Consider the following 25263-nt stretch of genomic DNA (forward strand, 5'->3'; position numbering starts at 1 on the left):
CGTGGCTCCCTTCGCGCATTGCTCCTTGACACGTACGACGTACTTGATGCACTCTAGCAACACGTACACCGTACTTATGAAGGAGCGGCCCATGGCCCAGGGCGACACGAAGGCGATCCCCACCGAACGCATCGACTTCCGTTCCGACGGGACGCGGTGCGCGGCGTGGCTGACGCTGCCGGCAAGGACAGCACCCCATCCCGCAATGGTGCTTGTGCACGGGCTGGGTGCCACGCACGACATGATGCTGGCGCAATACGAACAGCACTTCGCCGCCGCAGGCATCGCGGTGCTGGCCTTCGACTACCGCCATACCGGGGCCTCAGACGGCCAACCGCGCCAACGCATCTCGATGCGAAAGCAGCGGGCCGACGTGCACGCGGCGCTGTCGTATCTGGCGGCGCGGCCCGACGTCGACGCGGCGCGGCTCGGCCTGTGGGGGACCAGCCTGGGCGGGATGAACGTGGTCCGCGTGGCCGCCGATCGACTCGACCTCGCTGCGGCCGTGATCCAGTGTCCGATCGTGCACGGCCCGGGCGCGGCGCGCAGCCTGGGCATTTCGGGGCCGTTGCGGCTGACTCCCGCCATCGTCGAGGACGTCGGGCGCGCCGTGACGCGCCGCGGCCGCCGCTACGTGCCGATCGTGGGCCCGCCGGGAAGCCTCGCGATGGTGACTGCGCCGGGCGCGGAGGAGGGGTGGAATTCGACGGTGCCCTCGGGCGGCCGGTTCGACAACCGGATCGCCGCGGCCGATGCGGTGGCCATGGTGGCTACGTCGGCGCTGCGGCAGGCCCGCCGGGTCGCTGCGCCCCTGCTGGTCTGCGTGTCCGATCGGGAGAACCTGATGAATCCGCGCTACGCCGCGCTGGTGGCGCGACGGGCGCCGAACGGTGTGGCCCGCCACTACGAGTCGGACCACTTCGCCGTCTACCACCCGCCGCTGGTGAGCCGGGTGCTCGCCGATCAGACGGCGTTCCTCGTGGAGCATCTCGATGTCCGCGGGTGAGGTGTTGCGCTCCAACGACCTTCGGTTCCTCTCGGTCGCATCGACGTTGACCCCGCAGGACTGGGCCGCGCCCAGCCTGTGCGAGGAATGGTCCAACCACGAGGTGCTGGCCCACCTCGTCATCGGTTACCGGACCCGGCTTGCGACGGTGGCCGTCGAGATGGCCAGGCAGCGTGGTTCATTCGACCGCGCGAACACCGAACTGGCCCGCGCCTTGGCGGCGGTCCGCGGTCCCGCCGATCTGCTCGACGAGTTCGCGCGTCTGGTCGACCGGCCGCGCGGCATGGGCAGGTACTTCCCGAAGAACCTCCTGCTCGGCGATCACGTCACCCACGAACTCGACATCGTCCTGGCTCTCGACCGCGAGCCGACGATACCCGCGGACGTGCTGGTGTGTGTGCTCAATACCCAAGTGGCGCTGCCGAATCCGTTCGTTCCCGCGTACTTCAACGGCCGACGAATCCGCTTGGCAGCCGTCGATGCCGACTGGGCGCACGGTGACGACGGACCGGTCGTGACGGGTCGGGCCGCCGATCTGGTGTCCGTGCTGGGCGACCGGCCCAGGGCGCTGCCTCGGCTGAACGGCGACGGCGTGAGCGTGCTGTCGTCGCGGGTGTTCAGCCGCCAGAGCCGTACGGTCGCGTGATGATCTCCAGGTAGTGACCACTCGGATCCTGGAAGTAGACGCCCCGACCGCCGTCGTGGTGATTGATCTCGCCGGGATGTTGGCCCTGCGGATCGGCCCAATGCTGCTGTCCGCGTTCGCGAATGCGGCCGTAGATCGCGTCGAACTCTTCCTCGGACACGAGGAACGCGTAGTGCTGCGGATGGATGTCCTGGTCGTCGCGGGCGTTGGCGAAGTCGAGGCTGACGCCGTGATTGAGGGTCACCGCCAGGAAGGGGCCGAACTCCGCGGCGGGCGGAAGCCCGAACAGTTCGGTGAAGTAGTCCGCCGACTCCCGGCGGTTCTTGGCGGCCACGATGGTGTGGTTGAAGGTGATTGCCATGTCCATCCAGTGAACCACTTTCGGCGCCGTCAGCCCAGCGTTGCAGGATGGGGAGATGGCGAACCCCCCGACGTTGACCGGCCCACGCGTCACGCTGCGAGCACCGCACCTCGACGACGCCGAGGCGATGTTCGCCGTGGTGGCATCCGACGTCGAGGTCACGCGTTATCTGTCCTGGACTCCGCACCCGGACATCGGCGAGACTCGACGCGTGATCACCGAGCTCTTCAACGTCGGCGATGACCCGACCTGGGTCGTCGAGTGGCGCGAGACCGGTGAGCTGATCGGCACGTGCGGCTGGCGGCGGCCGCAACCCCACATCGTGGACCTCGGGTACTGCCTCGGCCGGCGCTGGTGGCGGCGCGGCATCATGTCGGAGGTGGCGCAGGTGCTGATCGACGAGGCCCGCCGCGACCCGGCCGTGTACCGGGTCTCGGCGCACTGCCACGTCGACAATGCGGGATCTGCTGGCGTTCTCCGGCATTGCGGCCTCAACCTCGAGGGCCAACTCGCTCGATATGCGGTGCTTCCCAATCTCGGTCCGGAACCGCAGGATTGTCTGATGTTTGGAAAGGCGGTGCGGTGATGGCCGGACTGGATCTACGCGCGCTGGCGGTGCCGGTGATCGTCGCACCCATGGCGGGCGGACCCTCGACCCCCGAGCTCGCCGCCGCAGGCACCAACGCCGGCGGCCTCGGCTTCCTGGCCGCGGGCTATCTCAGCGCCGACGCACTCGCCGAGCGGATCACGGCGGCGCGCGGTTTGACGTCGGGTCCGCTGGGCGTGAACCTGTTCGTCCCGCAGCCCAGTGCCGCACTGCCACAAGCGATCCACCGGTACGCGCAACAGCTCGAGGGCGAATCGGAGCGCTACGCCGTCAACCTTGGGGAACCGCGGTTCGACGACGACCAGTGGGCGGCCAAGCTGGAGGTGGTGCTGGATCTCAAGCCCGAGGTGGTGTCGTTCACGTTCGGGCTGCCCTCCGCCGACGAGTGTGAGCGGCTGCGTGGCGCGGGCATGACGACGGTGTCCACCGTCACCACGCTGGCCGAAGGGCAGATGGCCGTCGCCGTCGGCGTCGACGCGGTGGCGGTGCAGGGCCCGGCGGCGGGTGGGCACCGCGGCACGCTCGATCCCGTGGCGTCTCCGCCCACCCAACCGCTCGCGCAACTACTTCGAGCCACGACCGTCGGACTGGACGTGCCGGTCATCGCCGCGGGCGGCCTGATGACGGCAGTCGACGTGGCCGACGTGATGGCGTACGGGGCGGTCGCCGCCCAGCTGGGGACCGCGTTCCTACTCGCCGACGAAGCGGGCAGCAGCCCCGTGCACCGCGCCGCCCTGCAGGATCCACAGTTCACCGAGACCGCCGTGACCCGCTGCTTCTCCGGCCGGTACGCGCGGGGCCTGCGTAACCGCTTCATCACCGAGCACGACGCCGAGGCGCCGTTCGGTTACCCCGAAATCCACTACATGACCAGCCCGCTGCGCGCCGCAGCCGTGCGCGCCGGTGATCCGCACGGCACCAACGTCTGGGCGGGCACCGGCTTCCAGAAGGCCAAGGCGGCGTCGGTGGCCGACATCATGTCCGCCTTGGCCTAGAGGCCCTCCGTAGGAGGTCGGCTACTCGAGGACGAAGACCGGGATCTGGCGGTCCGTCTTGGTCTGGTACTCGGCGTAGGGCGGATAGGCCTCGACCGCGAGCTTCCACCAATGTTCGCGTTCCTCGCCGTCCACCTCGCGGGCGGTGAGTTCGACGACCTTGTCGCCGTCCTGCGCCGTCACCTGCGGATTGGCCTTCACGTTGTGATACCAGGAGGGGTGCTGCGGGTCGCCACCCTTGGAGGCGACCATGGCGTACTTGCCGTTCTCCTCGACGCGCATCAACGGCACGTAGCGCTTCTTGCCGGACTTGGCGCCCGTGGTCGTGAACAGGACCACGGGACGGTCCAGGATCTGGACACCGTCGGTGGTTCCCTGCTCCAAAATCTTTTCGGTCTGCTCGCGCACCCAGTCCGTCGGGCTCAATTCGGCGTTTTCGGTCACGGAGCCCGAAACACCGATCGTCGGCGAGATATTCCGCGGGCCGATTCCTTTTCGCGTCCGCCGCGGTCAACATGGGCATGACTCAACAACTGAACGACACGGCCCGCGAGATTCTGGACGGCCCACACACGGCCATGATCGCGACATCCAACGGTGACGGGCGGCCCCAGTCCTCGGTGATCTTCGTCAAGCGCGACGGTGACACGGTGGTGTTCAGCACCATCAAGGGACGTCTGAAGACACGGAACATGGCCCGCGATCCGCGGGTGAGCCTGCTGGTCGTCGGCAACGAGAAGGGCCGCTACGTGGAAATTCGCGGCACGGTCGAGATCACGGAGGACCCCGAGAAGCGACTGCTGCACGAGATGTACGACCGGTACATGGGCGGCACCCCGCCCCCACCCGAGCCGGACGCCGAGCGGCTCATCGTGCGGATCACCGCGGAGCGGGTCTATCAGTTCCCGCCGGTACCGGCCGCGGTATGACCGACCTCGATCGCCGGGTGCTGCCCTCCGGTTCTCATTCCCGGGTCGCTCCGCTCCTGCCCTCCGGTTCTGATTTCGCCCGCGATACCGAGCCGTTCCGCAGGGAGCTGCTTGCGCACTGCTACCGGATGCTCGGCTCGGCGCACGACGCCGAGGACGTCGTCCAGGAGACCTACATCAGGGCCTGGCGGTCCTACGACGCCTTCGAGAACCGGTCGTCGCTGCGGACCTGGCTCTACCGGATCGCCACCAATGCGTGCCTTACCGCGCTGAGCCACACCAGCCGACGGGTGCTGCCTTCGGGGCTGGGCGCGCCCAGCGACGACCCGAATCAGCCGCCGTCGGCCGCGGACGTCGACTGGATTGAGCCGATCCCCGATGCGTGGGTCACCGCGCCGTCCGACGATCCCGCCGCCATCGTGACGTCGCGAGAAGGCTTGCGGCTGGCGCTGATTGCGAGCCTGCAGCACCTACCCGCCCAGCAGCGGGCGGTGCTGATCCTGCGGGACGTACTGGCCTTCCCCGCCGCCGAGGTGGCCGCCATGCTCGACACCAGCGTGACGGCGGTGAAGAGCGCGTTGCAGCGCGCGAGGGCGCGGATGAAGGACGCGGCACCGAGTCCCGACGACGTGGTCGAGCCGTCATCGCCACAGGCGCGCGCCCTGCTCGATGGGTACATGGCCGCGTTCGGCAACGCGGATGCCGACGCGCTGGCCGAGGTGTTGCGACACGACGCCGCACTCGAAATGGTCGGCTCCCGAACGTGGTTCGCGGGACGGGCCACCTGCCTGCCCTTCATCGCCGACCACGTGCTTGGCGCGGCCGGCGACTGGTCGATGATCGGCGTCGCCGCCAACGGCCAACCCGCCGCCGCGGCGTATCAACGCGACGCGGATGGCGCGATGCGGGCCTTCGGTGTCGCCGTGCTCGTCGTGACCACGACCGGCATTGCCCGCATCGTCGTATTCGGCGATCCCCGTCTGGTCACGATGTTCGGGCTGCCGGACCTGCTGGACCGCTAAACGGATTCACACATTTGAATCCCCTTTGAGAACGTCGAATGCGAGCTGAATTCAATTACTCTGAAGGGTGTCGAATTCGGTACGCAGCGGATTGTTTCCGCCAATATAAAAAGGGGACTACGAAAATGAAGAATTTCGCCATTCCGGCAGCTGTTGCCGGCGCTTTGGTGGCCTCGGTGCTCGGCGTGACGGGGATCGCCACCGCGGCGCCCAGCGGGTCGTCATCGGCTGACGATACGGTGCGCACGCTGGAGGCCAGCGGTTATACGGTGATCGTCAACCGGTCCGGAGCCGGGGCATCGTCGTCGTGCACGGTGGCCTCGATCCAGCCGGGCCAGACCTACAGCACCGTCGATTCGCGTGGGAGTTCGTCGCCGAGTGAAACGATTCTGTCGAAGACGGTGCGTGTCGACTTGGCATGCTGACGGGTAGAAGTGCATTGAATGAGAATGGGAGTGTGACGCAGGATCACCGCGTCACACTCCCATTTTTTTAAATGGCTTTCATTCCGCCGGCTGGAGCAGATATCCGATGCCGCGCACGGTGTGAATCATGGGCGGGCGTCCGGCGTCGATCTTCTTCCTCAGATACGAGACGTAGAGATCGACGATGCCGGTTCGGCCACCGAAGTCGTAGTTCCAGACGTGGTCAAGGATCTGCTGGCGGCGCAGCGCCCGCTTCGGATGACGCATGAGATAGCGCAGCAGCGCGAACTCCGTGCTGGTCAACGAGATCGGGGAGCCGGCTCGGGTGACGGTCCGACTCCCGTCGTCGAGTTCGAGATCGCCGACGGTGAGCACCTCGTCCGCTGCTGACTCCCTGTCGGTCAGTTCCCGCAGCACGCTGCGCAGCCGGGCGACGAGTTCGTCGTCGTTTTCCCGGCCCTCGAAGCGCAGCGCCACCCGAATCAGACGGGTGAGGGCGCGCTCGTCATCGGCCAGCCTTGGCAACGTCGTATTCAATGTCGTACTCAATGTCGTACTCACGGTCCTTCGCCCCTTCGATGATCGCTCGACGGATTCACGAGTGGCTCACGTGCCGGTGGTCGACGACTACTCGTGCTCGCCGCGACCCAGCGTGGTGATGTCGACGTCGCCGTCGTCCGCCCGTACGGTGACCACGCCCGCCGCTGCCTTGCGGTCCGACGTCTGAGGCACCCGGACGACGGCTGCCGCGTCCCGATCGCCGGTGCTGGCGTTGACCAGGTACGGACCGGGGGCCGGCAGCGCGATGGCGATGCTGCCGTCGCGGGCGGTCACGTCGACGGTGCGCGGTGGCGCGTCCTTGAAGTCCAGGCCGACCTTGCCGTCCCTGCTGTCGACCCTGATCGACTCGGTGACCGAGATCGGATCGCGGGTGACCACCGCGCCGTCGCGGCTGTCGATCTCGATCCGTCGTGCCGAGCCGCTCAGGAACACGGCTCCATCACTCATCCGGGCGATCAGCTGGTCCAGATCGGCGTCGGCCCTCAGCGCGCCGTCCTCCTGCTGCACGGTGACCGACAACCGCTGGGCCAACGCGGGCGGCAGCGTCACGGTGAGCTCCCCACCGCGATGCCAGTCCATGAAGGCCCCGTGCGGTCCCGAGAAGCTGACCTTCGTGCCCGCGCCGTCGTTGACGACGTTCAGAGCAGCCTGCGCCGAGCGCGTCGAATCGACCTGGCGTAGGTCGACGCGGGGTTCGGCGGCGTTGCGGTCGGCGACGATGTGGACCATTGCCGGCGAACCGGTGGTGTCGATCGTCAGCGATCGCATGCCTGCCGGAAGGGCACTGGTGTCGTTGGTGACGCGCAGGGCGCTGAGCCCGAACGCGGAGACGCCGAGGCCGGCGACCGTGCCGATCACCAACACCGAGGCGGCCACGACGAGCAGCACCCGTACCGCGGTACGGCCGCCGGGGGTCAGTGGCGGCGGCGTGGCGGGCGCGGGCGGCGGGGGAGGGGTGGTTGTTACTGCGGAGGTCATCGGAAGCCCTTTCGGCGGTTCAGGATTCGAGGTAGCGCAGGACCGCCAGGACGCGGCGGTTCTCACTGTCGTCGGGAGCGAGGTCGAACTTGGTGAAGATCGAGGCGATGTGCTTCTCGGCCGAGCCGACCGAGACGTGCAGGGCCGACGCGATGGCCGAATTGGTCTTGCCCTCGGCCATCAGTTGCAGCACTTCCTGCTCACGTGGCGTGAGCTGGTCGACGGCCGACCGGCGACGCGACCGCACCAAGATCTGCGAGACGACCTCCGGGTCGAGCACGGTGCCACCGCCGCTGATGACGGCGACGGCGTCGAGGAACGTCGACACGTCGGCCACCCGGTCCTTGAGCAGGTAGCCGAATCCCCGGGTGTCCGAGGCGATCAGGTCCGAGGCGTAGCGCTCCTCGACGTAGTGCGACAGCACCAGCACCGGGGATTCCGGGTTCTGGCTGCGCAGCAGTGCGGCCGCCCGGATGCCCTCGTCGGTGAACGTCGGCGGCATCCGCACGTCCAGGATCGCGAGGTCGGGCCGCAGCTCGTTGACGATGCGCAACAGGTCCGTCGCATCCGACACCCCTGCAACCACCTCGTGCCCGGCGTCGGTGAGGATGCGCTCGATGCCGGTCCGCAGCAGCGCGGAGTCCTCGGCGATCACGATGCGCATGGCAGCACCGCCGTGACGATGGTCGGGCCGGTGGCCGGGCTGGCCACCGTGAAGGTGCCGCGGGCGGCGCGCACGCGTTCCTCGAGGCCGCGCAGCCCGGTGGCATCGTCTCCGTCCGAGACGCCCGCGCCGCCGACGCCGTCGTCGAACACCGAGACGTGCAGGGCGTTGCTCAGCGGATCGAACCGCACGGTCACCACGGCCTGGGTGGCCCGGGCATGTTTGGCGACGTTGGTCAGTGCCTCGGCGACGACGAAGTACGCCACCGATTCGACTTCGTCGGGAAGGCGGTGCGGCAAGTTGATGTTCAATGCCGTTGGCACCCCGGCGGTTTCGGTGCGCTGCACGACGGCGGACAGTGCCGCGTCGAGGCCTCGATCGGCCAGGATGGTCGGCGCGATGCCCCGCACCACGTTGCGCAACTCGACGAGTGCGCTCTTGGCGTCGTCGTGCGCCTCGGCGATGAGCGTGCGGGCGGTGGGGAGGTCCGAGTCCAGCTTGGTCTGCGCCAGGCCGATCGTCATGGCCAGCGAGACCAGCCGCGGCTGGACGCTGTCGTGCAGGTCGCGTTCGATGCGATGGCGTTCGGTCTGGGCCGACGACACCGCGCCCTGCCGGGCGTCGCTGAGCGCGCTCACTTCGTACTGCAGCGCTGCGGTGGGCGACGGACGCAGCAGCCAGCGGTCGATGGCCGCGTCCACCGCAGGTGCGAACACCACGATCGCGGCGGCGGCAACGAGCGCGACGGCGGCCAGCAGCCATGCCAGCGGCGGTGAGATGAACGACAGGCCGGCGGCGTCGTCGCTGCGGCTGATGGCGGTCGCGGCCGCGGGTCCGATGAACGCGAAGGCCAACAACGCGAATGCGACTGCCGTGGCGAGGATGTCGTAGATCAGCCGCAGGTAGTGATGCGCGGCCGACTTCCAGAACCTGACGCTGCTGACGTCGAGCCACAACTGGTGGGCCCACCGCTGAAAACCGGTGTAATGGGACAACTTCCGGTACGGCACGGGAATGCCGAGGCCGAACACCGCTTCACTGCGCATCCGCTCCACCCATTCGACGCCACGCATCAGGTAGACGAAGACGACGCCGGCGAGCAGGAAGCCGATCACCGACGGGATGGAGGAGACGGCGATGATCAGCAGTGTCAGGGGAATCCAGAACCACAACACCCCGATCGCGGCGCCGGTGATCATCGACGCGGTGGGGACCAGACCGAGCGGTCGATCTCGCGGGGTCTCGGCGGTAGTGACGGGGGACGCGGGAACCGCGTCGACTGGGGTGGTGACTGCAACCATGCCTTCAACCTATGGACTGACGGCCCCGCTCGACACGGCGATTCCCCGAGATTCTGGCGGGGGATAACCCCCGCACACCGGTCGCGATGAGTTTTCCGGCCGCCCCCGGTCTGCTCTGGTACGGAACACCCACCAGCGAGGAGAAACCACCATGACCATCGAAACCTCAACCAGCATCCCCACCGCCGCCGACACGAAGCGGCCGACGAGCCAGAAGGTCGGCATCGGAATCAGCGCGCTCGTCGGCGCCTTCCTGGTGTTCGACGCCGCGGGCAAGTTGGCGGGCGCACAACAGGTCAAGGAGGGCACCGCGGCGCTCGGCTTCCCCGCCGGCCAGGCGCTGGTGATGGGCATCGTGCTGAGCTTGTGCGTCATCGTGTACGCCATTCCGCGCACCGCCGTGCTGGGCGCGCTCGGCATCACCGCCTACCTCGGTGGCGCCGTCACGGCGAACATGCGGGTCGAGGCGCCGCTGTTCAGCGCGACCCTGTTCGCCGTGTACTTCGGCGTGCTGATGTGGGTCGGCATGGTCCTGCGTCGGCCGGAGCTGTTGAAGGTCGCGGGACTGCGCCGTTGAATCACTTGGGGGCGGACAGTTCCAGGGCGATGTGGTCCGGATCGCGGAACTCGAGGACGTAGCCGTGGCCGATGTCCTTGACCGGCTCGTGGGCAACACCCAAATCATCGAGATGCGCTGCGGCCGAAACCAAGTCGGCTCTGGACGCTACCCGAAGGCACAGGTGGTCGAGGCCGACGCGGTTCTCGTCGAACCGGTCGGTGGCGACCGGCCGCAGCCCGATCAGACAGTCGCCGAGGTTGTAGAGCACGCCGCCGAACAGGAAGCTCAACCGCTCGCGGGTCGCGTCGTCGGCGTCGGGCAGGACCTCCAGTGCCACGGGCCAACCGAACACGCTCTCGTAGAACTTCCGGGACCGTTCGATGTCGGTGACCGTCAGGCGGATGTGGGCCACGGCGTTCGCGTTGATCACGAGCCAATGCTGCCAGCGGGGGCGCTCGCCGCGAGCCGGGGGTTGGGGCGGGCGCGGCGGGCATCTCGTTTGCCCGCCTTGCAGCGACTTCCGCCGTCCGCCGGCCGTCGTCCCCATCAGCCCGTGTCAGAATCCGGACGTGCAGATCGGGATGACGATGCCGGTGATGGAACCCAACCTCGACGCCGCCACGCTGACGTCGTGGGCGCGCGTCGTCGACGGCGGACCGTTCTCGTCGCTGTGCTGGGGCGAGCGGATCGCGTTCGACAACCCGGATTCGCTGACGCTGCTCGGAGCGTTGGCGGCGCTGACCGACCGGGTGCGCCTGGTGACGACGGTGATCGTTCCGCAACTGCACGACCCCGTCATGCTGGCCAAGGCGCTGGCCACCGGCGACATGCTCAGTGGCGGTCGGCTGAGCGTCGGGTTGGGCGTCGGCGGTCGGCATGAGGACTACCAGGCCGTCGGCGCCGATCCGGCCACGCAAACCATCCGGGACATGGCCGACCGGGTCGCCATCATGAAACGGGTCTGGGCGGGCGAGAAGATCACCGAATCGGTGCTGCCGGTCGGCCCGCCACCGGCGCAGTCCGGCGGCCCGCGACTGCTGGTCGGCAGCCTCGGCCCCAAGACGCTGCGCAGCGCGGCGACGTGGGCCGAGGGACTGGCGGGCACCACCCTCGATCTCGACGTCGACAAGCAGAACGAGCTGTACGACGTCGCCCGCACGGCATGGGCCGAGGCGGGCAAGCCCAAGCCGCACCTGGCGACGTCGTTCTGGTTCGCGCTCGGTGACGCCGAGGAGGCCCGCGGGCAGGTGCATCGGCACCTCCGGCGGTACATGAACTGGATTCCCGCCGAGATCGTCGACGCCATGGCGCCGACCACCGGATGGGCAGGCACCGACGAGGAACTCCTCGCCGTACTGCACCGGTTCGAGGACATCGGCACTGACGAAGTGCACCTGATCCCGACGAGCTCCAACATCGACCAGCTGCGCCGCGTTGCAGAGGTGGTCAAGGAGTTCGCCTGAGCTCACCGCAGCAGCCGGTTGAATGACGCTACTGCAACTGGAGAGTTGCAAGTTGCGCTGACCTTTGGAAGTCTGGGGTGCACACCGTCCTCGACGCTGGAGAGTCAATGCCAACGAGCCCGACGCCACTGCCGCCCGTCGTCTCGCGTTCCGAGTGGGAGAAGGTGCGCGCTGAATTGCTGGTCCGGGAAAAAGAGCTGACCCGACTCAAGGACTCGGTCAGCGCCGCCCGTCGACGCCTCCCGATGGTGGAGATGACCGAGCCGTACACGTTCACCGGCGCGAGTGGTCCCGTGTCGCTACTCGACCTGTTCGACGGCCGACGGCAGCTCATCGTTCAGCACTTCATGTTCGGAGCCGACTGGGACGAAGGATGCAGCGGGTGCTCGATGATGGCCGATCACATCGGGCCGTTGTCGCACCTGTACGCGAAAGACACGTCGTTCGTGATGGTTTCGCGCGCGCCGCTGGCCACGCTGCTGGCATTCCGCGACCGGATGGGGTGGACGCTGCCGTGGGTGTCGTCCGGGTCGACCACGTTCAATGAGGATTTCCGGACGACCGTGGATGGCGAGGAGCGTCACGCGATCAGCGTGTTCCTCCGCGACGGTGACCGCGTCTTCCACACCTGGTCGACGTTCGACCGCGGCGAGGAGTCGTTCATGGTGGTGTGGGATCTGCTCGACCTGACCCCGTACGGCCGCCAGGAAACGTGGGAGGACTCCCCACCGAACTGGCCGCAGCAGCCGCCGTACGAATGGATGCGGCTGCACGACGCGTACTGACGCCGGCCCTCCGGCTTCGCCCGTGCCAATCGGATTGGCCCACGGCGTCCTGTCTTTCGGAGAATTCCGGTTGTGTGACGACCAGTGAATTGAGTAGGGTTCGCGGAATGTCGAGCCCTGAGGCAGCCAAGGTGGGGGCTTTCGGTCACGCCGTCAGCCCCCTGAACCCCTGAGTCCGTAGATCGCATCCCGGCAGCCGTTGCTGCCCGGGATATTGCGCGCGTTCGGGTGCCGACCGTGGTGACGAGACGACTCCTCTTCGTCCTCACTCATCTCGGAGTCTCCAATGCCTATCTCGCTGTACCTTCTCGCCTTGGCCGTATTCGCCATGGGCACTTCCGAATTCATGCTCGGCGGCCTGCTTCCGGACATCGCCACCAGCCTTGACGTGTCCGTCGGGGCCGCCGGCCTTCTACTCTCGGCCTTCGCGGTCGGAATGGTCGTCGGTGCGCCGCTGATTGCGGCCCTTGCGCGTCGGTGGCCCACCAGAGCAAGTCTGTTGTGCTTCGTCCTGGTCTTCGCCGCGACGCACGTAGTCGGTGCTCTGACAATGAGTTTCGAGATACTGTTGGCCACTCGCGTGATCGCCGCCTTGGCCAACGCGGGCTTTCTCGCCGTGGCACTTCGCGCGGCGGCAGAGCTCGTTCCGTTCAATCAGAAGGGTCGCGCGCTGGCGGTCCTGTTGTCGGGTACGACCGTGGCGACCATCGCGGGCGTCCCGGGCGGTGCGATGCTCGGCACACTGTTCGACTGGCGGGCGACCTTCTGGGCGATTGCAATGCTCTGCATACCGGCTGCGGTCGGCATCGTGATGGGCATCCCGGCAGCCCCTGCTGCCGAAAGCACGGGTGATGCGCCATCGCTGCGGACTGAGCTCGCGCAGCTGACAACTGTCAGACTTGCTCTGGTGATGGGGCTTGGCGGCCTGGTCAACGCGGCCACCTTCGCCACGTTCGCCTTTCTGGCGCCGCTCGTCACCGATACCGCCGGTATGGGAATTCCGTGGGTTTCGGTGGCCCTCATGCTCTTTGGAGTGGGGTCGTTCCTCGGCATCACCGTCGCGGGACGACTGTCGGACCATCGTCCCGGTCTGACCGTGGCGGCGGGTGGGCCACTCCTGTTTCTCGGCTGGGTCGGGTTGGCGATTTTCGCCGACCGGCCGGTAGGGCTCTTGGTCCTGGTGTTCGTTCAGGGAGCTCTGTCCTTCGCCGTCGGCAGCACACTCATCGCGAGAGTTCTCTACGAGGCGGCGAGCGCACCCACGATGGGTGGGGCCTACGCGACCGCGGCGCTCAACGTCGGCGCCGCGGGTGGCCCTGCCGTTGCGGCAGCAGCCCTCGACGCTCACGTCGGCTACACCGGACCCGTATGGGTGAGCAGCATCCTGGTTGCCCTTGCCTTGGTCGTCGCCTTGCCGCTGCTGCGGGTCATCGCACCGCGAACGCTTGGCTCGCCGTCGGAATGCCTAGGGTCGGAGGCCGCCGGCTAACCGCCGTGCCCTTCGCCCTTGCCCTTCTTGCCCTGGCCGCCCTTCTTGTCCTTCCCTGGCCCCTTCGGGCCCTCCTCGAATTCTGCCGACGTGGTGGGTGGCGGCGGCGTGGTCGTGGTCGTCGTCGTCGTCGTGGGAACCGGAGTGCTCGTCGTCACGGGTCGGGGTGTCGGCGGCGGATCGTCCGCGAAGATCAGGATGCTGCCGAGGATGAGGGCGAGCACCGCGGCCACGGCCATCAAGGTTTGCTTCCGGCTCGGCCGGTTCCGTCGGGGTGGCGGCATCGGGACGAAGGTCGCCGGCGGCGGTGGCACCGAGGTCAGCACCATCGTCGGTGGCCGCACCGCAGCGGCAGGCGGACCGGCGACCAATGGCCGGGAAACGTTGTCGGACAACGCCGCCCGCATCTGTCGCGCGCTCTGGAATCGGTGCAGAGTGTCGCGCGTCATCGCACGGTCGATGGCGGCCACCAAGGCCGGATCCGCATCCGGTCGCAATGCCAAGATGGGCGGCGGTTGTTCGGAGAGAATCGCCCTGGCGAGGGCGCCCATGTTGTCGTGCCGGAAGGGTGGGCGGCCGGTGAGCGCCTCGTAGCCCAGTACGCCGACGGAATACACGTCATCGAGGACAGTCGCGGGCTTGCCCTCCAGTCGGTCGGGGCTGACGTAACCCATCGTGCCCATGATCTGCCCGCTGGCCGTGGGTTCAGAGCCGGCGGTCTTCGCGATGCCGAAATCGGCGACCTTTACGTGACCCGACGTGGTGAACAGGATGTTGCCCGGCTTGACGTCGCGGTGCAGGATGCCGACGTCATGCGCGGCCGTCAGCGCGGCGAGCACGTCCGCGAGGACGTCGCGGAGGAGCTGCTGAGGCATCGGCCCCCGGGCGATCGCGTCGGCCAGTGTGTTGCCGGGCAGCCGCTCCATCACGATGAACGGCGCACCGTCGTGCTCGCCGTAGTCGTGCACGGCGACGATGTTGGGGTGACTGAGCGACGCCGCGGCGCGGGCTTCGGCCTCGAAGCGGCGCCGGTTGGCCGGATCGGCGCTGAAACGCGCGTAGAGCAGCTTGATGGCGACAGCGCGGTCTAGACGGGTGTCCCACCCGTCGTGGACTTCGGCCCAGCCGCCGCGTCCCAGAACCCCCCGCAGTTCGTAGCGGCCGGCGAGCATGACCGGCGCCGTCATGATGCCAACGCTAACGCAGGGGATGGGCGTGCGGCACCAGCGGTGCTGGTCACCTCACCGAGCAACGAACCGGAGACGGCAGTAACGGCAGCATCGCTACCCGCGTCACACCGATAGTTGCCGAGTGTGCAATGTCGTACGCAACACGCCGTCGCGCCGTACGCAGATGCACAGTCACCATGTCACGCGATCGCATACCCGCGGTTGCATCGAGAGGGATCGGTGGGCGAGGTTTGTCGGTGAATTGCGTTGTCGGAGTCAGTGGTTCACCAGTTCACTTCGACCGTCGACGCCGGTACGATCCTGTTGGAACATATCCTGGATAGCTCGTGTTCTAGTCGTTGCAAGTGCGGCCGCGCGGGCAGATGCTGCGATTTTGCGCAGGGTCGTCGTGCGGCGAAGAGTTCGGAGGTGTGTTGTGAAGTCGGCGAGAATGCTCAGGACGGCCGTTGTGGGTCTTGGTGCAGTGGCTGTGCCCGTGGTGATCGGGTTTGCCGGCGCCGCCCCGGCGTCAGCAGACCCGGGCCTGTGTGTGACCGGCCCGTTTGGATACGCGCAAGCATGCGTCGACGTGCCCGGGTGGCGCGGCGATTGGTATGACGGTCCGCGCTGGCGCGGCGGGGGCTGGGGCCACGGCCATGGGCACGGCGACCACGACGATTAGCGGCGCAACGGCGGGGATCCGGATCGGCGGTGCCCAGCGGGTGGGGCCAAGGCGCATGACGTAGATTGGTTATGTCTGCTAAGCAAACCGGAATCACCTCGATACCTGGAGTGTTGCGAATGTCCGTGCTGAGATCCCGCCTGACCGCCGCCGCCGTAGCCGGCGGCTTCATCGCAGCGACGCTGGGCTTCGGTGCCACGGCGAGCGCGGAACCCGCGCCACCGCCGCCGGCGCCCGTCGTGGGGGAAGTGCCGCCGGACTGGGCGCCCCGCAAGCCGGCAGAGACCTGGAACGGGGAACCGGTCGTGTGGTTCTCCGGATGGGGCGGCCGCTGGGGCGTCTGGAAGAACGGTCAGTTCATCACGCTGTCGTCGAACCCCGTGACCGGCGGCGGCTAGCCATACGACTGCAGCGGCACGACTGGGGGGTCCACCCCGTCGCGTCGATACTTGGGCGCTTTCGACAGCAGGACGACGTAAAGCGCGTCCAGGACCAGGATCTCGATGTAGATCACCAGCCAGAGGACGTTCCCCGGGTCGTAGAGGTACTGCGAGACCGAGGCGGTCAAGGTGCCCAGCAGCTTGCCCCAGGCGATCCACATGCTCTGGCCTCGCCGGTCTCCGCGGCGTACGAGCATGCTCAAGAACAGCGCTGACATGACGAGGTTGTCGACGAACGCCGTGTAGACGGAGCCGTTCTCGCGCCCGAAAACCGACACCGTGGCGACCATCATCGGGGTGACCATGACGAAGGTAAACGCGAACATGGGCCAGAAATACGTCTGCGGAAGGCTTTTCGCGTAGTCGGAGCGCCAGTACTTCAGGAAGATGGCGAGGATGGCGACGTCGGCGGCGAACCAGACTGCGTTGATGCCTTCCTGCATGATCCCGCCGACGGACGGATAGACGAAGGTGAACAGGAATTCCCAGGTGATGTTCATCGCCAGCGCGAGGAACGGCATCGCGTAGGTGCGGTCGAGCAGGCCCTGCCGTATCACGCACGCGTAGGTAATGATCCAGAAAATCCCGCTGGCAAGTCCGAAAGCGTCGATCAGTGACATCACGTCTCATTCCGCGGAAGGTGGATACAGACTAGTCGCGCCGGATCCAGTAAAGGCGCGTTCTAGCACCGCTTCCGCGACAAGACCGAGGGATTCGCGGCGCTGCTCGCCGAAGTCGAGGAGGAGGGTGTGCGCAGAGCCATTCGTTCGGTGGCATCAGATCGACGATCGCTACACGCTCGACGTCCGCGACCGGTTACTGCAACGCGGCGTGGAGGCCGGACCTCAAGCCGATGCCGGGAAAGCCTTGGGAGACAGTAGGACTACCGCGAAACTGGAGGCTATGAGCGCCGCGCCCACCCACGGCAACGACGCCAAGCCCATCGTCTGCAGCAGGCCAGCGCCAAGGGCCGCCCCGCCGGCAATGCCGGCGTTGGCAGTGGCGTTCACCCACGCGCCTGCCAGTTCGGGCGACAGCGCGTGTGTCCGTACCGCACACGCCTGGTAGATCGACGGCAAACCGCCGAATGCCCCATTCCAGATGACGGTTGCGACTAGTACCGTCACCAGAGTCGGCCAGGTGCCGCCGAGCGCGAGGACCGCTGCGATGACCACGACCAGGAGGACCACGGCGGCTCGTCGCGGGCTTCGATCGAGATTCCTTCCCGCCCACCACAATGCGAGCAACTCACATGCGCCGCACACCAGGAGGATCGGGCCGACGAGGGCAGGGCTGACTCCACTGGACAGCAGCAGCAGGCTGATGAAGGTGTACACCGTGAACTGTCCGAGAAACGCCAACAAGTTCGACGCCGATACCGCTGTCAGTGCGCGGCGACCGGAACCGGCGGACTCGCCGGAGGCCGACTCGTGATTCAGACTCGGCAGCAACCGGCGCACGACAAGGAACGTGAGAATCGACAGCACGGCGAGAAGTGTGAAGGGCGCCCGCCAGCCGGCCGCGGTACCGAACGACGTCGAAAGCGGCAAACCGAGCACCATGCCGGTCGTGGCGCCGCTGGCGGCGATGGCGAGCGCGCGCCCGACATCGGCCCTCGACACGAGTCGTGGCGCGTATCCGATCACCAACGAGAAGAACAGCGCATGCGTTATCCCGCCAAGTGTCCGGCCGATAGCGACAACGGCGAATACTGGCGCGGCGGCCACCAGCGCATTGCTCGTCGCGTAACCCAACAGGGTCGTGAGCAGCAGGGGCTTGCGACCGAACCTCGAGGTGGCGAAGGTCAGCGGCACCGCGAGCGCGGCGACCATTACGGCATAGAGGCTGACCAGGAGCCCGGTGACAGAGTCGGACACCGCGAACGTCGCGCCGATGCCGGGCAGCAGCCCCACGGGCAGTATTTCGGTCGTCACCGCCAGGCAGGAGGCAAGGCCGAGCGACAGCAGCCCCGGCATGCTCGCGCGAAGTCCGTACCCGGTAAGGCGTTCAGCGGATGAACTCACCCACCCTAAAATACTCGACCAACGAGCATATTCAAGTGGGATACTACCGTCGATGGCACGGAAACCGCGGCAAGCAGCACAGATGCGATGGCTGGGCGCAGCTCAACTGATCGCACTGCTGCGCTCCGAGCCGGGCATCACTCGGGCGGCGGCAGCGCAGCGGCTGGGCATCGGCAGCGGCGGCGCCACCGAACTCGTGGCGCGGATGCGTCAAGCCCGTCTGCTCGACGAGACGCCCGCACCGAGCAAGGGGCGCGGCAGGCCGACGACGGTGCTCGGCCCGCACGCTGAGGGGCCGTTGGTGCTCGCCGTCGACCTGCGCGCGGCGGATTGGCGCCTGGCTGTTGCCGATCTCGACGGCTCGCCTCAGATCGTGACGCAAGCCGGGTATGTGGGTGAGGATGTGAACGCCGTGCTCACGCCGATAGCGAATGCGATCGGCGCGATCTACCGACGGAAGTCCAAGCGACTCAGGGCAATCGCGGTCTCGGCTGCAGGGCCCATCAGCGGTGCCAAGCTCGGCCAGTTCACGCCTCGCGGGTGGCGCGACGCAGATCTTTCGGTGTTGACCGCGAAGATCCCCGAGCGTGCCGGCATCAGGCTGTTGCTGGGTAACGACGCCACGCTCGCCGGGTTGGCCGAGGCCCGCACCGGCGCGGCCCGCTCGGCCCCGACCGCGCTGTATCTGATGGTCGCGGAAGGCGTCGGCGGCACCTTGGTTGTCAACGGCGAGCCGCTGACCGGCGCGCATGGTGCGGCAGGCGAATACGGCCACGTCCCGTTCGGCGACCCGGCACTGGTCTGTCCGTGCGGTGCGCGGGGCTGCTGGGATCTCACCGTCGACGGGCGCGCGTTGGCCAGGCATCGCGGTGATGCGCCACCGGTCGACGCGGTTGAGTACGTGCACGAACTGCTCGGCATGCCCGTCCGAGACGAGTCCACCCGCCGGGCATTTGAAGCCGTCGCTGCGTCACTCGGCCGCGGTACCGGTGCTTACGTCAATGTGCACGACCCTGACGTCGTCACGTTGGGCGGCGTCGCGGCGCCACTGCGGGCCGTCGCGCCTCAGGCTTTTGACGAGGCGTACCTCGGGGCGCTGATGGCGTTTCGTAAAGGCTTTCCTCCTCCAGTGCGCGAAGCTGAGCACGGTGAGGACGGGCCGCTGCATGGCGCTGTCGCGCTGGCGTTCGACCATGTCACCACTGCCAGCGAGCTCGCGGATTGGGTTGGCAGTCAACGTGTCTGAAGTTCAATTGCGCGCGATCGTCTCGATCGGATCCGCGACGAGAACGCGTCCCGCCGAGGCCTGCAACCGCTTCGATGCCGCGTCGAGGCGGGCAGCCAGCTGCAGATGGTTGGAAGATTGTTGGGCCCTGCGGGCCAGGTCAGCCGATCCGCCCTATACCTGCTGGTGAGAGCTGGTTCTTGGCGTGGTGCCCCCGGCAGGATTCGAACCTGCGGCCTTCCGCTCCGGAGGCGGACGCTCTATCCCCTGAGCTACGGGGGCGCAGTGGTGAAACCGGTGCGCCTTTGGGCTCCGACAGCCTAACGCATGGTTGCAGCCCCATTCGCACCCCGCGTCACTGCTCCGTCGTGCCGGTCCCTGCGTCCGTGCACCAAAGAATGGATTCGGGGCGTGACCACACCAGACCATAGGATGGTCCATCGTGACCCCCGCCGACCTGGCAGAGCTGCTCAAGACCACCGCCGCCGCGGTCCTGGCCGACCACGGCCTCGACACCGCGGCGCTGCCCGCGACCGTGACCGTCGAGCGCCCCCGCAACCCAGAGCACGGCGATTACGCCACCAACCTGGCCCTGCAGGTCGGCAAGAAGGCCGGCGCCAACCCCCGCGAGTTCGCCGGTTGGCTGGCCGACGCCCTGGTCGCGAGCCCCGGCATCGCCGCGGCCGAGGTGGCCGGCCCCGGCTTCGTCAACCTGCGCATCGAGGCGTCCGCGCAGGCCGTCGTCGTCGACAACGTGTTGTCGGCAGGCGCCGCGTACGGCGGCTCCGACGAGCTCGCGGGCAAGAACATCAACCTGGAGTTCGTCTCCGCCAACCCCACCGGGCCCATCCACATCGGCGGCACCCGGTGGGCCGCGGTCGGCGACGCGCTCGGCCGCCTGCTGGCCACCCAGGGCGCCGGCGTGGTCCGGGAGTACTACTTCAACGACCACGGTGCGCAGATCGACCGGTTCACCAACTCGCTGATCGCCGCCGCCAAGGGCGAGCCCGCGCCCGAGGGCGGCTACGCCGGCAGCTACATCGCCGACATCGCGGCCCAGGTGATCGCCCAGGCGCCTGACGCGCTCGAGCAGCCCGCCGACCAGCAGCACGAGACGTTCCGCGCCATCGGCGTCGACCTGATGTTCACCCACATCAAGGAATCGCTGCACGAATTCGGCACCGACTTCGACGTGTACACCCACGAAGACTCGATGCACACCAGCGGCCGGGTCGATCAGGCCATCGCCAAGCTGCGCGAGACCGGCAACATCTACGAGAAGGACGGCGCAACGTGGTTGCGCACCAGCGAATTCGGCGACGACAAGGACCGCGTCGTCATCAAGAGCGACGGCAACGCCGCCTACATCGCCGGTGACCTCGCCTACTTCCTGGACAAGCGGCAGCGCGGCTTCGACCTGTGCATCTACATGCTCGGCGCCGACCACCACGGCTACATCGCCCGGCTCAAGGCCGCCGCCGCGGCGCTCGGTGACGACCCCGACACCGTCGAGGTGCTCATCGGCCAGATGGTCAACCTGGTGCGCGACGGCCAGCCGCTGAAGATGAGTAAGCGGGCAGGCACCGTCATCACGCTCGACGACCTCGTCGAGGCCATCGGCGTCGACGCCAGTCGGTACAGCCTCATTCGCAGCTCGGTCGACACGCCGATCGACATCGACCTGCAGCTGTGGTCGAGCGCGTCGGCCGAGAACCCCGTCTACTACGTGCAGTACGCCCACGCCCGGCTCTCGGCGCTGGCACGCAATGCCGCAGAACTCGGAATCGCCGCCGACACAGCGCATCTGGAACTGCTCACCCACGACCGGGAGGGCAAGCTGATGCGCAGCATCGGCGAGTTCCCCCGCATCGTGAAATCCGCTGCCTCCCTTCGTGAACCGCACCGCGTGTGCCGCTACCTCGAGGACCTGGCCGGCGACTACCACCGGTTCTACGACTCCTGCCGGGTGCTGCCCTTCGGTGACGAGGCACCTGGCGACCTGCACGCCGCGCGGCTGGCGTTGTGCGCCGCCACCCGACAGGTCATCGCCAACGGTCTGCAGATCCTCGGCGTCAGCGCCCCGGAGCGCATGTGAACGCACACCCCGCCGGACCACGGCACGCCGAGGAGATCCACCACGGCGGGGCACCCGCGCGTCCACAGTCGGCCACGGACATGCTGATGCTCGCCCCGAACGTGTGGCCGCGCAACGCCATCCGCGGTGAACACGGCGTCGTGTCCATCGCGGGCATCCCGGTGACGACGCTGGCGGAGGAGTACGGCACCCCGCTGTTCGTGATCGACGAGGACGACTTCCGGTCGCGCTGCCGCGACATCGCCGCCGCGTTCGGCGGTGGTGAGTACGTGCGCTACGCCGCCAAGGCGTTCCTGTGCTCGGAAGTCGCGCGCTGGATCGACGAGGAAGGCCTCTCGCTCGACGTCGCCAGTGGCGGCGAACTCGCGGTGGCGCTGCACGGCGGCTTCCCCGCCGAGCGAATCGCGTTGCACGGCAACAACAAGTCGGTCCCCGAACTGGTCGCCGCGGTGAAGGCGGGTGTCGGGCACGTCGTGCTGGACTCGCTGACCGAGATCGAACGCCTGGACGCCATCGCCGGAGCGGCCGGCATCGTGCAGGACGTCCTGGTGCGCGTCACCGTCGGCGTCGAGGCCCACACCCACGAATTCATCTCGACCGCCCACGAAGACCAGAAGTTCGGGCTGTCGCTCGCCAGCGGTGCGGCGATGGACGCGGTGCGCCGCGTGTTCGCCGCCGACAACCTCCGGTTGGTCGGCCTGCACAGCCACATCGGGTCGCAGATCTTCGACGTCGACGGATTCGAGCTCGCCGCCCACCGGGTGATCGGGCTGCTGCGCGACGTCGTGGCCGAGTTCGGCGTCGCGAAGACCGCACAGATCTCCACCGTCGACCTCGGTGGCGGCCTTGGCATCTCGTATCTGCCGCAGGACGATCCGCCGCCGGTCGAGGACCTGGCCGCCAAGCTGAGCGCCATCGTCGAGAACGAATCGGCCGCCGTCGGACTGCCGGCGCCGCGGCTGGTCGTCGAGCCGGGCCGGGCCATCGCCGGTCCCGGCACCATCACGCTCTACGAGGTGGGCACCGTCAAGGACGTCGCAGTCAGTCCGACCGCGCACCGCCGCTACGTCAGCGTCGACGGGGGGATGAGCGACAACATCAGGACGTCGCTCTACGGTGCCGAATACGACGCACGCCTGGTGTCCCGACTCAGCGACGCGCCGCCCACGCTGGCGCGCATCGTCGGAAAGCATTGCGAGAGTGGCGATATCGTCGTTCGCGACACGTGGGTGTCCGACGACGTCACGCCAGGGGACCTGATCGGCGTCGCCGCCACCGGCGCGTACTGCTATTCGATGTCGAGCCGCTACAACCTGCTCGGTCGGCCCGCCGTGGTCGCCGTGCGGGACGGGAAGGCACGACTGATCCTCCGTCGCGAAACGGTCGAGGATCTACTGAGCTTGGAGGTGAGTGGTCAATGAGTGAAACGGAAAAGCCCGTCGGCATCGCGGTGTTGGGGCTGGGCAACGTTGGCAGCGAGGTGGTGCGCATCATCGAGGAGAGCGCCACCGACCTCGCCGCGCGCATCGGTGCGCCCCTGGAGTTGCGGGGTATCGGCGTTCGCCGCGTCGCCGCCGACCGCGGCGTGCCGATCGAGTTGCTCACCGACGACGTCGACGCCTTGGTGTCCCGCGAGGACGTCGACATCGTCGTCGAACTGATGGGGCCGGTCGAACCGGCGCGCAAGGCGATCCTGACGGCGCTCGAACTCGGCAAGTCGGTGGTGACCGCGAACAAGGCGCTGATGGCGCAGTCCACCGGTGAACTCGCGCAGGCCGCCGAACTCGCCCGCGTCGACCTCTACTTCGAGGCAGCGGTTGCCGGCGCGATCCCGGTAATCCGTCCGCTGACGCAATCCCTGGCCGGCGACAGCGTGCTGCGGGTCGCCGGAATCGTCAACGGCACCACGAACTTCATCCTCTCCGCGATGGACGAGACCGGTGCGGACTACGACTCGGCACTCGCCGACGCCAGTGCGCTCGGCTACGCCGAGGCCGACCCCACCGCTGACGTGGAGGGTTACGACGCAGCGGCCAAGGCCGCGATCCTGGCATCCATCGCGTTCCACACCCGGGTGACCGCCGACGACGTCTACCGCGAGGGCATCACCAAGGTCAGCGCCGCCGACTTCGAGTCCGCGCGGGCACTGCGCTGCACCATCAAGCTGCTGGCCATCTGCGAGCGACTCACCAACGACGAAGGTCAGCAGCGTGTTTCGGCCCGGGTGTACCCGGCGCTGGTGCCGCTCGATCATCCGCTGGCAGCCGTGAACGGCGCCTTCAACGCCGTCGTGGTCGAAGCCGAGGCGGCGGGCCGGCTGATGTTCTACGGTCAGGGAGCCGGCGGGGCCCCGACGGCGTCGGCGGTAATGGGAGACGTGGTGATGGCGGCCCGCAACCGCGTGCAGGGTGGTCGGGGACCGCGCGAATCCAAGTACGCCCAGCTGCCGATCGCGCCCATCGGCTTCATCCCGACGCGCTACTACGTGAGCATGAACGTGGCCGACCGGCCGGGCGTGTTGTCTTCCGTGGCAGCCGAATTCGGCAAGCGCGAAGTCAGCATCGCCGAGGTGCGCCAGGAAGGCATGGTCGACGAGGGCGGTCAGCGTTGCGGCGCCCGCATCGTCGTGGTCACCCACCTGGCCACGGACGCCGCACTGTCGGACACCGTGGCCGCGCTGGCCGACCTCGACGTCGTGCAGAACATCAACAGCGTGCTCCGCCTGGAAGGAACCAGCGAATGAGCCATGCCCGTACCGCCGTACACCAACCGTGGCCCGGCCTGATCGCGGCGTACCGCGACCGGCTGCCGATCGACCCGCAGTGGACGCCCATCACCCTGCTCGAGGGCGGCACACCGCTGATCCACGCCAAGCAGATCAGCGAACTCACCGGCTGCACAGTGCATTTGAAGGTCGAGGGCCTCAACCCGACAGGCTCGTTCAAGGACCGCGGCATGACGGTGGCCGTCACCGAGTCGGTGGCCCGCGGCCAGAAGGCGGTGCTGTGCGCGTCCACCGGCAACACATCGGCCTCGGCCGCGGCGTACGCGGCACGAGCAGGCATCACCTGCGCCGTGCTGATCCCGCAGGGCAAGATCGCGATGGGCAAGCTCGCGCAGGCGGTGATGCACGGCGCCAAGATCATTCAGGTCGACGGCAACTTCGACGACTGCCTGGAACTGGCCCGAAAGCTGACCTCCGACTTCCCGACCATCGCGCTGGTGAACTCGGTGAACCCGTACCGCATCGAGGGCCAGAAGACCGCGGCGTTCGAGATCGTCGACGCGCTGGGAACCGCGCCCGACGTGCACGCGCTGCCGGTCGGCAACGCGGGCAACATCACCGCGTACTGGAAGGGTTACACCGAGTACCACCGCGACGGCCTGTCCGACCGGCTGCCCCGCATGCTGGGCACGCAGGCCGCGGGCGCAGCGCCATTGGTCCTGGGTGAGCCGGTCAAGAATCCCGAGACCATCGCCACGGCGATCCGGATCGGTGCGCCGGCGTCGTGGACGCAGGCCGTCGAGGCGCAGCAGCAGTCCGAGGGCCGGTTCCTGGCCGCCACCGACGACGAGATCCTCGCCGCCTACCACCTGGTGGCGCGCTCCGAAGGGGTATTCGTCGAACCGGCGTCTGCGGCCAGCATCGCGGGGCTGCTCAAGTCGGTCGAGGACGGGTGGGTGAAGCCTGGCTCCACGGTGGTGTGCACGGTGACCGGCAACGGGCTCAAGGATCCGGACACCGCGCTGAAGGGCATCCCCGTCGTCGAGGCCGTTGCGGTGGACCCCGTCGCAGTCGTCGCCAAGCTCGGACTGGTCTAGCGGAGTGGATAGTCC

26 protein-coding genes, 1 tRNA gene and 1 pseudogene are annotated in these 25263 nt (G+C 67.9%); 17 read left to right on the forward strand and 11 right to left on the reverse strand.

The window, feature by feature from the left end:
* The first annotated feature begins 91 nt into the window (after positions 1 to 91).
* Entirely contained in the window at positions 92 to 1006 is a 915-nt protein-coding gene (locus N536_RS0124675) for an alpha/beta hydrolase (protein WP_051574751.1), read from the forward strand.
* Positions 993 to 1652 (forward strand): maleylpyruvate isomerase family mycothiol-dependent enzyme, encoded by a 660-nt coding sequence (locus tag N536_RS0124680; RefSeq protein ID WP_029116065.1) that lies wholly within the window; start codon positions 993 to 995, stop codon positions 1650 to 1652. Before N536_RS0124675 ends, N536_RS0124680 begins: the two co-directional genes overlap by 14 nt.
* Here N536_RS0124680 and N536_RS0124685 read toward each other — a convergent pair.
* On the reverse strand, positions 1624 to 2013 hold the full coding sequence (locus N536_RS0124685) for a VOC family protein (protein ID WP_029116066.1): 390 nt from the start codon (positions 2011 to 2013) through the stop codon (positions 1624 to 1626). The two genes, N536_RS0124680 and N536_RS0124685, sit on opposite strands and share 29 nt — an antisense overlap.
* Before the next feature lie 55 nt (positions 2014 to 2068).
* Here N536_RS0124685 and N536_RS0124690 point away from each other — a divergent pair, with 55 nt between their 5' ends.
* Both N536_RS0124690 and N536_RS0124695 read left to right on the forward strand, forming a co-directional pair.
* Positions 2069 to 2599 carry a GNAT family N-acetyltransferase gene (locus N536_RS0124690; RefSeq protein ID WP_029116067.1) on the forward strand — a complete coding sequence of 177 codons (531 nt, stop codon included), beginning with the start codon at positions 2069 to 2071 and terminating at the stop codon, positions 2597 to 2599.
* Positions 2599 to 3615 (forward strand): nitronate monooxygenase, encoded by a 1017-nt coding sequence (locus N536_RS0124695; RefSeq protein WP_029116068.1) that lies wholly within the window; start codon positions 2599 to 2601, stop codon positions 3613 to 3615. The genes N536_RS0124690 and N536_RS0124695 overlap by 1 nt, the downstream gene beginning before the upstream one ends.
* Before the next feature lie 21 nt (positions 3616 to 3636).
* Here N536_RS0124695 and N536_RS0124700 read toward each other — a convergent pair whose 3' ends face one another.
* Positions 3637 to 4059 carry a nitroreductase family deazaflavin-dependent oxidoreductase gene (locus N536_RS0124700; RefSeq protein ID WP_029116069.1) on the reverse strand — a complete coding sequence of 141 codons (423 nt, stop codon included), beginning with the start codon at positions 4057 to 4059 and terminating at the stop codon, positions 3637 to 3639.
* Between the two features lie 77 nt (positions 4060 to 4136).
* Here N536_RS0124700 and N536_RS0124705 point away from each other — a divergent pair, with 77 nt between their 5' ends.
* From N536_RS0124705 to N536_RS0124715, 3 genes are read left to right on the forward strand one after another with little or no spacing between them, the layout of a single operon-like run.
* The gene (locus N536_RS0124705; RefSeq protein WP_029116070.1) at positions 4137 to 4544 is read left to right on the forward strand and encodes a PPOX class F420-dependent oxidoreductase; all 408 of its coding nucleotides are present in this window, start codon (positions 4137 to 4139) and stop codon (positions 4542 to 4544) included.
* The gene (locus tag N536_RS0124710; protein ID WP_081809363.1) at positions 4541 to 5566 is read left to right on the forward strand and encodes an RNA polymerase subunit sigma-70; all 1026 of its coding nucleotides are present in this window, start codon (positions 4541 to 4543) and stop codon (positions 5564 to 5566) included. The genes N536_RS0124705 and N536_RS0124710 overlap by 4 nt, the downstream gene beginning before the upstream one ends.
* Positions 5567 to 5604: 38 nt before the next feature.
* Positions 5605 to 5991 carry a hypothetical protein gene (locus N536_RS0124715; protein ID WP_231514621.1) on the forward strand — a complete coding sequence of 129 codons (387 nt, stop codon included), beginning with the start codon at positions 5605 to 5607 and terminating at the stop codon, positions 5989 to 5991.
* A gap of 78 nt (positions 5992 to 6069) precedes the next feature.
* Here N536_RS0124715 and N536_RS39365 read toward each other — a convergent pair.
* The 4 genes and pseudogenes from N536_RS39365 to N536_RS0124735 all read right to left on the reverse strand — a co-directional run.
* A pseudogene (locus N536_RS39365) lies at positions 6070 to 6435 on the reverse strand (transcriptional regulator); the annotation flags it as partial.
* 183 nt (positions 6436 to 6618) lie between these two features.
* Positions 6619 to 7530, reverse strand: coding sequence for a hypothetical protein (locus N536_RS0124725; protein ID WP_029116074.1), 912 nt, complete (start codon positions 7528 to 7530; stop codon positions 6619 to 6621).
* Between the two features lie 19 nt (positions 7531 to 7549).
* On the reverse strand, positions 7550 to 8194 hold the full coding sequence (locus N536_RS0124730) for a response regulator transcription factor (RefSeq protein ID WP_029116075.1): 645 nt from the start codon (positions 8192 to 8194) through the stop codon (positions 7550 to 7552).
* Positions 8182 to 9495: a histidine kinase gene (locus N536_RS0124735; RefSeq protein ID WP_029116076.1), complete on the reverse strand. Its 1314-nt coding sequence runs from the start codon at positions 9493 to 9495 to the stop codon at positions 8182 to 8184. Before N536_RS0124735 ends, N536_RS0124730 begins: the two co-directional genes overlap by 13 nt.
* A 151-nt stretch (positions 9496 to 9646) precedes the next feature.
* Here N536_RS0124735 and N536_RS0124740 point away from each other — a divergent pair, with 151 nt between their 5' ends.
* Positions 9647 to 10072: a DoxX family protein gene (locus N536_RS0124740; RefSeq protein ID WP_029116077.1), complete on the forward strand. Its 426-nt coding sequence runs from the start codon at positions 9647 to 9649 to the stop codon at positions 10070 to 10072.
* A 1-nt stretch (position 10073) separates the two neighbouring features.
* Here N536_RS0124740 and N536_RS0124745 read toward each other — a convergent pair whose 3' ends face one another.
* Complete coding sequence (locus N536_RS0124745; RefSeq protein WP_029116078.1) at positions 10074 to 10484, reverse strand: VOC family protein; 411 nt, start codon at positions 10482 to 10484, stop codon at positions 10074 to 10076.
* A gap of 151 nt (positions 10485 to 10635) precedes the next feature.
* On the opposite strand from N536_RS0124745, the gene N536_RS0124750 reads away from it, so the two are divergent.
* From N536_RS0124750 to N536_RS0124760, 3 genes are all read left to right on the forward strand, one after another.
* Complete coding sequence (locus N536_RS0124750) at positions 10636 to 11517, forward strand: LLM class flavin-dependent oxidoreductase (RefSeq protein WP_029116079.1); 882 nt, start codon at positions 10636 to 10638, stop codon at positions 11515 to 11517.
* A 107-nt stretch (positions 11518 to 11624) separates the two neighbouring features.
* A complete protein-coding gene (locus tag N536_RS0124755) occupies positions 11625 to 12302 on the forward strand; it encodes a DUF899 domain-containing protein (protein WP_029116080.1) in 678 nt (225 codons plus the stop codon).
* A 286-nt stretch (positions 12303 to 12588) separates the two neighbouring features.
* Positions 12589 to 13791, forward strand: a complete 1203-nt coding sequence (locus N536_RS0124760) for a Cmx/CmrA family chloramphenicol efflux MFS transporter (RefSeq protein ID WP_029116081.1) — start codon at positions 12589 to 12591, stop codon at positions 13789 to 13791.
* Here N536_RS0124760 and N536_RS0124765 read toward each other — a convergent pair.
* A complete protein-coding gene (locus tag N536_RS0124765) occupies positions 13788 to 14978 on the reverse strand; it encodes a serine/threonine-protein kinase (protein ID WP_029116082.1) in 1191 nt (396 codons plus the stop codon). The genes N536_RS0124760 and N536_RS0124765 overlap by 4 nt on opposite strands.
* A 783-nt stretch (positions 14979 to 15761) precedes the next feature.
* Here N536_RS0124765 and N536_RS0124775 point away from each other — a divergent pair.
* Positions 15762 to 16040 (forward strand): hypothetical protein, encoded by a 279-nt coding sequence (locus tag N536_RS0124775; protein WP_029116083.1) that lies wholly within the window; start codon positions 15762 to 15764, stop codon positions 16038 to 16040.
* Here N536_RS0124775 and N536_RS39370 read toward each other — a convergent pair.
* Together N536_RS39370 and N536_RS0124785 are read right to left on the reverse strand one after the other, a co-directional pair.
* On the reverse strand, positions 16037 to 16702 hold the full coding sequence (locus N536_RS39370) for a hypothetical protein (RefSeq protein WP_051574740.1): 666 nt from the start codon (positions 16700 to 16702) through the stop codon (positions 16037 to 16039). The two genes, N536_RS0124775 and N536_RS39370, sit on opposite strands and share 4 nt — an antisense overlap.
* Positions 16703 to 16927: 225 nt before the next feature.
* Entirely contained in the window at positions 16928 to 18058 is a 1131-nt protein-coding gene (locus N536_RS0124785) for an MFS transporter (RefSeq protein WP_051574741.1), read from the reverse strand.
* A gap of 100 nt (positions 18059 to 18158) precedes the next feature.
* On the opposite strand from N536_RS0124785, the gene N536_RS0124790 reads away from it, so the two are divergent.
* Positions 18159 to 19352, forward strand: a complete 1194-nt coding sequence (locus N536_RS0124790) for an ROK family transcriptional regulator (RefSeq protein ID WP_029116085.1) — start codon at positions 18159 to 18161, stop codon at positions 19350 to 19352.
* A gap of 185 nt (positions 19353 to 19537) precedes the next feature.
* Here the strand turns inward: N536_RS0124790 and N536_RS0124795 are convergent.
* Positions 19538 to 19613: transfer RNA gene (locus tag N536_RS0124795), tRNA-Arg, on the reverse strand.
* Between the two features lie 160 nt (positions 19614 to 19773).
* Between N536_RS0124795 and argS the strand changes: the two genes are divergently transcribed.
* From argS to thrC, 4 genes are read left to right on the forward strand one after another with little or no spacing between them, the layout of a single operon-like run.
* A complete protein-coding gene (gene argS / locus N536_RS0124800; protein ID WP_029116086.1) occupies positions 19774 to 21426 on the forward strand; it encodes an arginine--tRNA ligase in 1653 nt (550 codons plus the stop codon).
* A gap of 35 nt (positions 21427 to 21461) precedes the next feature.
* A complete protein-coding gene (gene lysA, locus N536_RS0124805) occupies positions 21462 to 22847 on the forward strand; it encodes a diaminopimelate decarboxylase (protein ID WP_369798469.1) in 1386 nt (461 codons plus the stop codon).
* Positions 22844 to 24169: a homoserine dehydrogenase gene (locus N536_RS0124810; RefSeq protein WP_029116088.1), complete on the forward strand. Its 1326-nt coding sequence runs from the start codon at positions 22844 to 22846 to the stop codon at positions 24167 to 24169. Before lysA ends, N536_RS0124810 begins: the two co-directional genes overlap by 4 nt.
* Complete coding sequence (thrC, locus tag N536_RS0124815) at positions 24166 to 25248, forward strand: threonine synthase (protein ID WP_029116089.1); 1083 nt, start codon at positions 24166 to 24168, stop codon at positions 25246 to 25248. The genes N536_RS0124810 and thrC overlap by 4 nt, the downstream gene beginning before the upstream one ends.
* The last annotated feature ends 15 nt before the right edge of the window (positions 25249 to 25263 follow it).

The organism is Mycobacterium sp. URHB0044, assembly GCF_000620625.1.
In the GTDB taxonomy this organism is placed as follows: Bacteria; Actinomycetota; Actinomycetes; order Mycobacteriales; family Mycobacteriaceae; genus Mycobacterium.

Bases quoted from the DNA above. Each gene is read 5' to 3' on its own strand.
- N536_RS0124675 (WP_051574751.1), top strand. From the start codon at position 92: ATGGCCCAGGGCGACACGAAGGCGATCCCCACCGAACGCATCGACTTC.
- N536_RS0124680 (WP_029116065.1), top strand. From the start codon at position 993: ATGTCCGCGGGTGAGGTGTTGCGCTCCAACGACCTTCGGTTCCTCTCG.
- N536_RS0124685 (WP_029116066.1), bottom strand. From the start codon at position 2,013: ATGGCAATCACCTTCAACCACACCATCGTGGCCGCCAAGAACCGCCGG.
- N536_RS0124690 (WP_029116067.1), top strand. From the start codon at position 2,069: ATGGCGAACCCCCCGACGTTGACCGGCCCACGCGTCACGCTGCGAGCA.
- N536_RS0124695 (WP_029116068.1), top strand. From the start codon at position 2,599: ATGGCCGGACTGGATCTACGCGCGCTGGCGGTGCCGGTGATCGTCGCA.
- N536_RS0124705 (WP_029116070.1), top strand. From the start codon at position 4,137: ATGACTCAACAACTGAACGACACGGCCCGCGAGATTCTGGACGGCCCA.
- N536_RS0124710 (WP_081809363.1), top strand. From the start codon at position 4,541: ATGACCGACCTCGATCGCCGGGTGCTGCCCTCCGGTTCTCATTCCCGG.
- N536_RS0124715 (WP_231514621.1), top strand. From the start codon at position 5,605: ATGCGAGCTGAATTCAATTACTCTGAAGGGTGTCGAATTCGGTACGCA.
- N536_RS0124725 (WP_029116074.1), bottom strand. From the start codon at position 7,530: ATGACCTCCGCAGTAACAACCACCCCTCCCCCGCCGCCCGCGCCCGCC.
- N536_RS0124730 (WP_029116075.1), bottom strand. From the start codon at position 8,194: ATGCGCATCGTGATCGCCGAGGACTCCGCGCTGCTGCGGACCGGCATC.
- N536_RS0124735 (WP_029116076.1), bottom strand. From the start codon at position 9,495: ATGGTTGCAGTCACCACCCCAGTCGACGCGGTTCCCGCGTCCCCCGTC.
- N536_RS0124740 (WP_029116077.1), top strand. From the start codon at position 9,647: ATGACCATCGAAACCTCAACCAGCATCCCCACCGCCGCCGACACGAAG.
- N536_RS0124750 (WP_029116079.1), top strand. From the start codon at position 10,636: ATGACGATGCCGGTGATGGAACCCAACCTCGACGCCGCCACGCTGACG.
- N536_RS0124755 (WP_029116080.1), top strand. From the start codon at position 11,625: ATGCCAACGAGCCCGACGCCACTGCCGCCCGTCGTCTCGCGTTCCGAG.
- N536_RS0124760 (WP_029116081.1), top strand. From the start codon at position 12,589: ATGCCTATCTCGCTGTACCTTCTCGCCTTGGCCGTATTCGCCATGGGC.
- N536_RS0124765 (WP_029116082.1), bottom strand. From the start codon at position 14,978: ATGACGGCGCCGGTCATGCTCGCCGGCCGCTACGAACTGCGGGGGGTT.
- N536_RS0124775 (WP_029116083.1), top strand. From the start codon at position 15,762: ATGTCCGTGCTGAGATCCCGCCTGACCGCCGCCGCCGTAGCCGGCGGC.
- N536_RS39370 (WP_051574740.1), bottom strand. From the start codon at position 16,702: ATGTCACTGATCGACGCTTTCGGACTTGCCAGCGGGATTTTCTGGATC.
- N536_RS0124785 (WP_051574741.1), bottom strand. From the start codon at position 18,058: ATGCCGGGGCTGCTGTCGCTCGGCCTTGCCTCCTGCCTGGCGGTGACG.
- N536_RS0124790 (WP_029116085.1), top strand. From the start codon at position 18,159: ATGGCACGGAAACCGCGGCAAGCAGCACAGATGCGATGGCTGGGCGCA.
- N536_RS0124810 (WP_029116088.1), top strand. From the start codon at position 22,844: ATGAGTGAAACGGAAAAGCCCGTCGGCATCGCGGTGTTGGGGCTGGGC.
- thrC (WP_029116089.1), top strand. From the start codon at position 24,166: ATGAGCCATGCCCGTACCGCCGTACACCAACCGTGGCCCGGCCTGATC.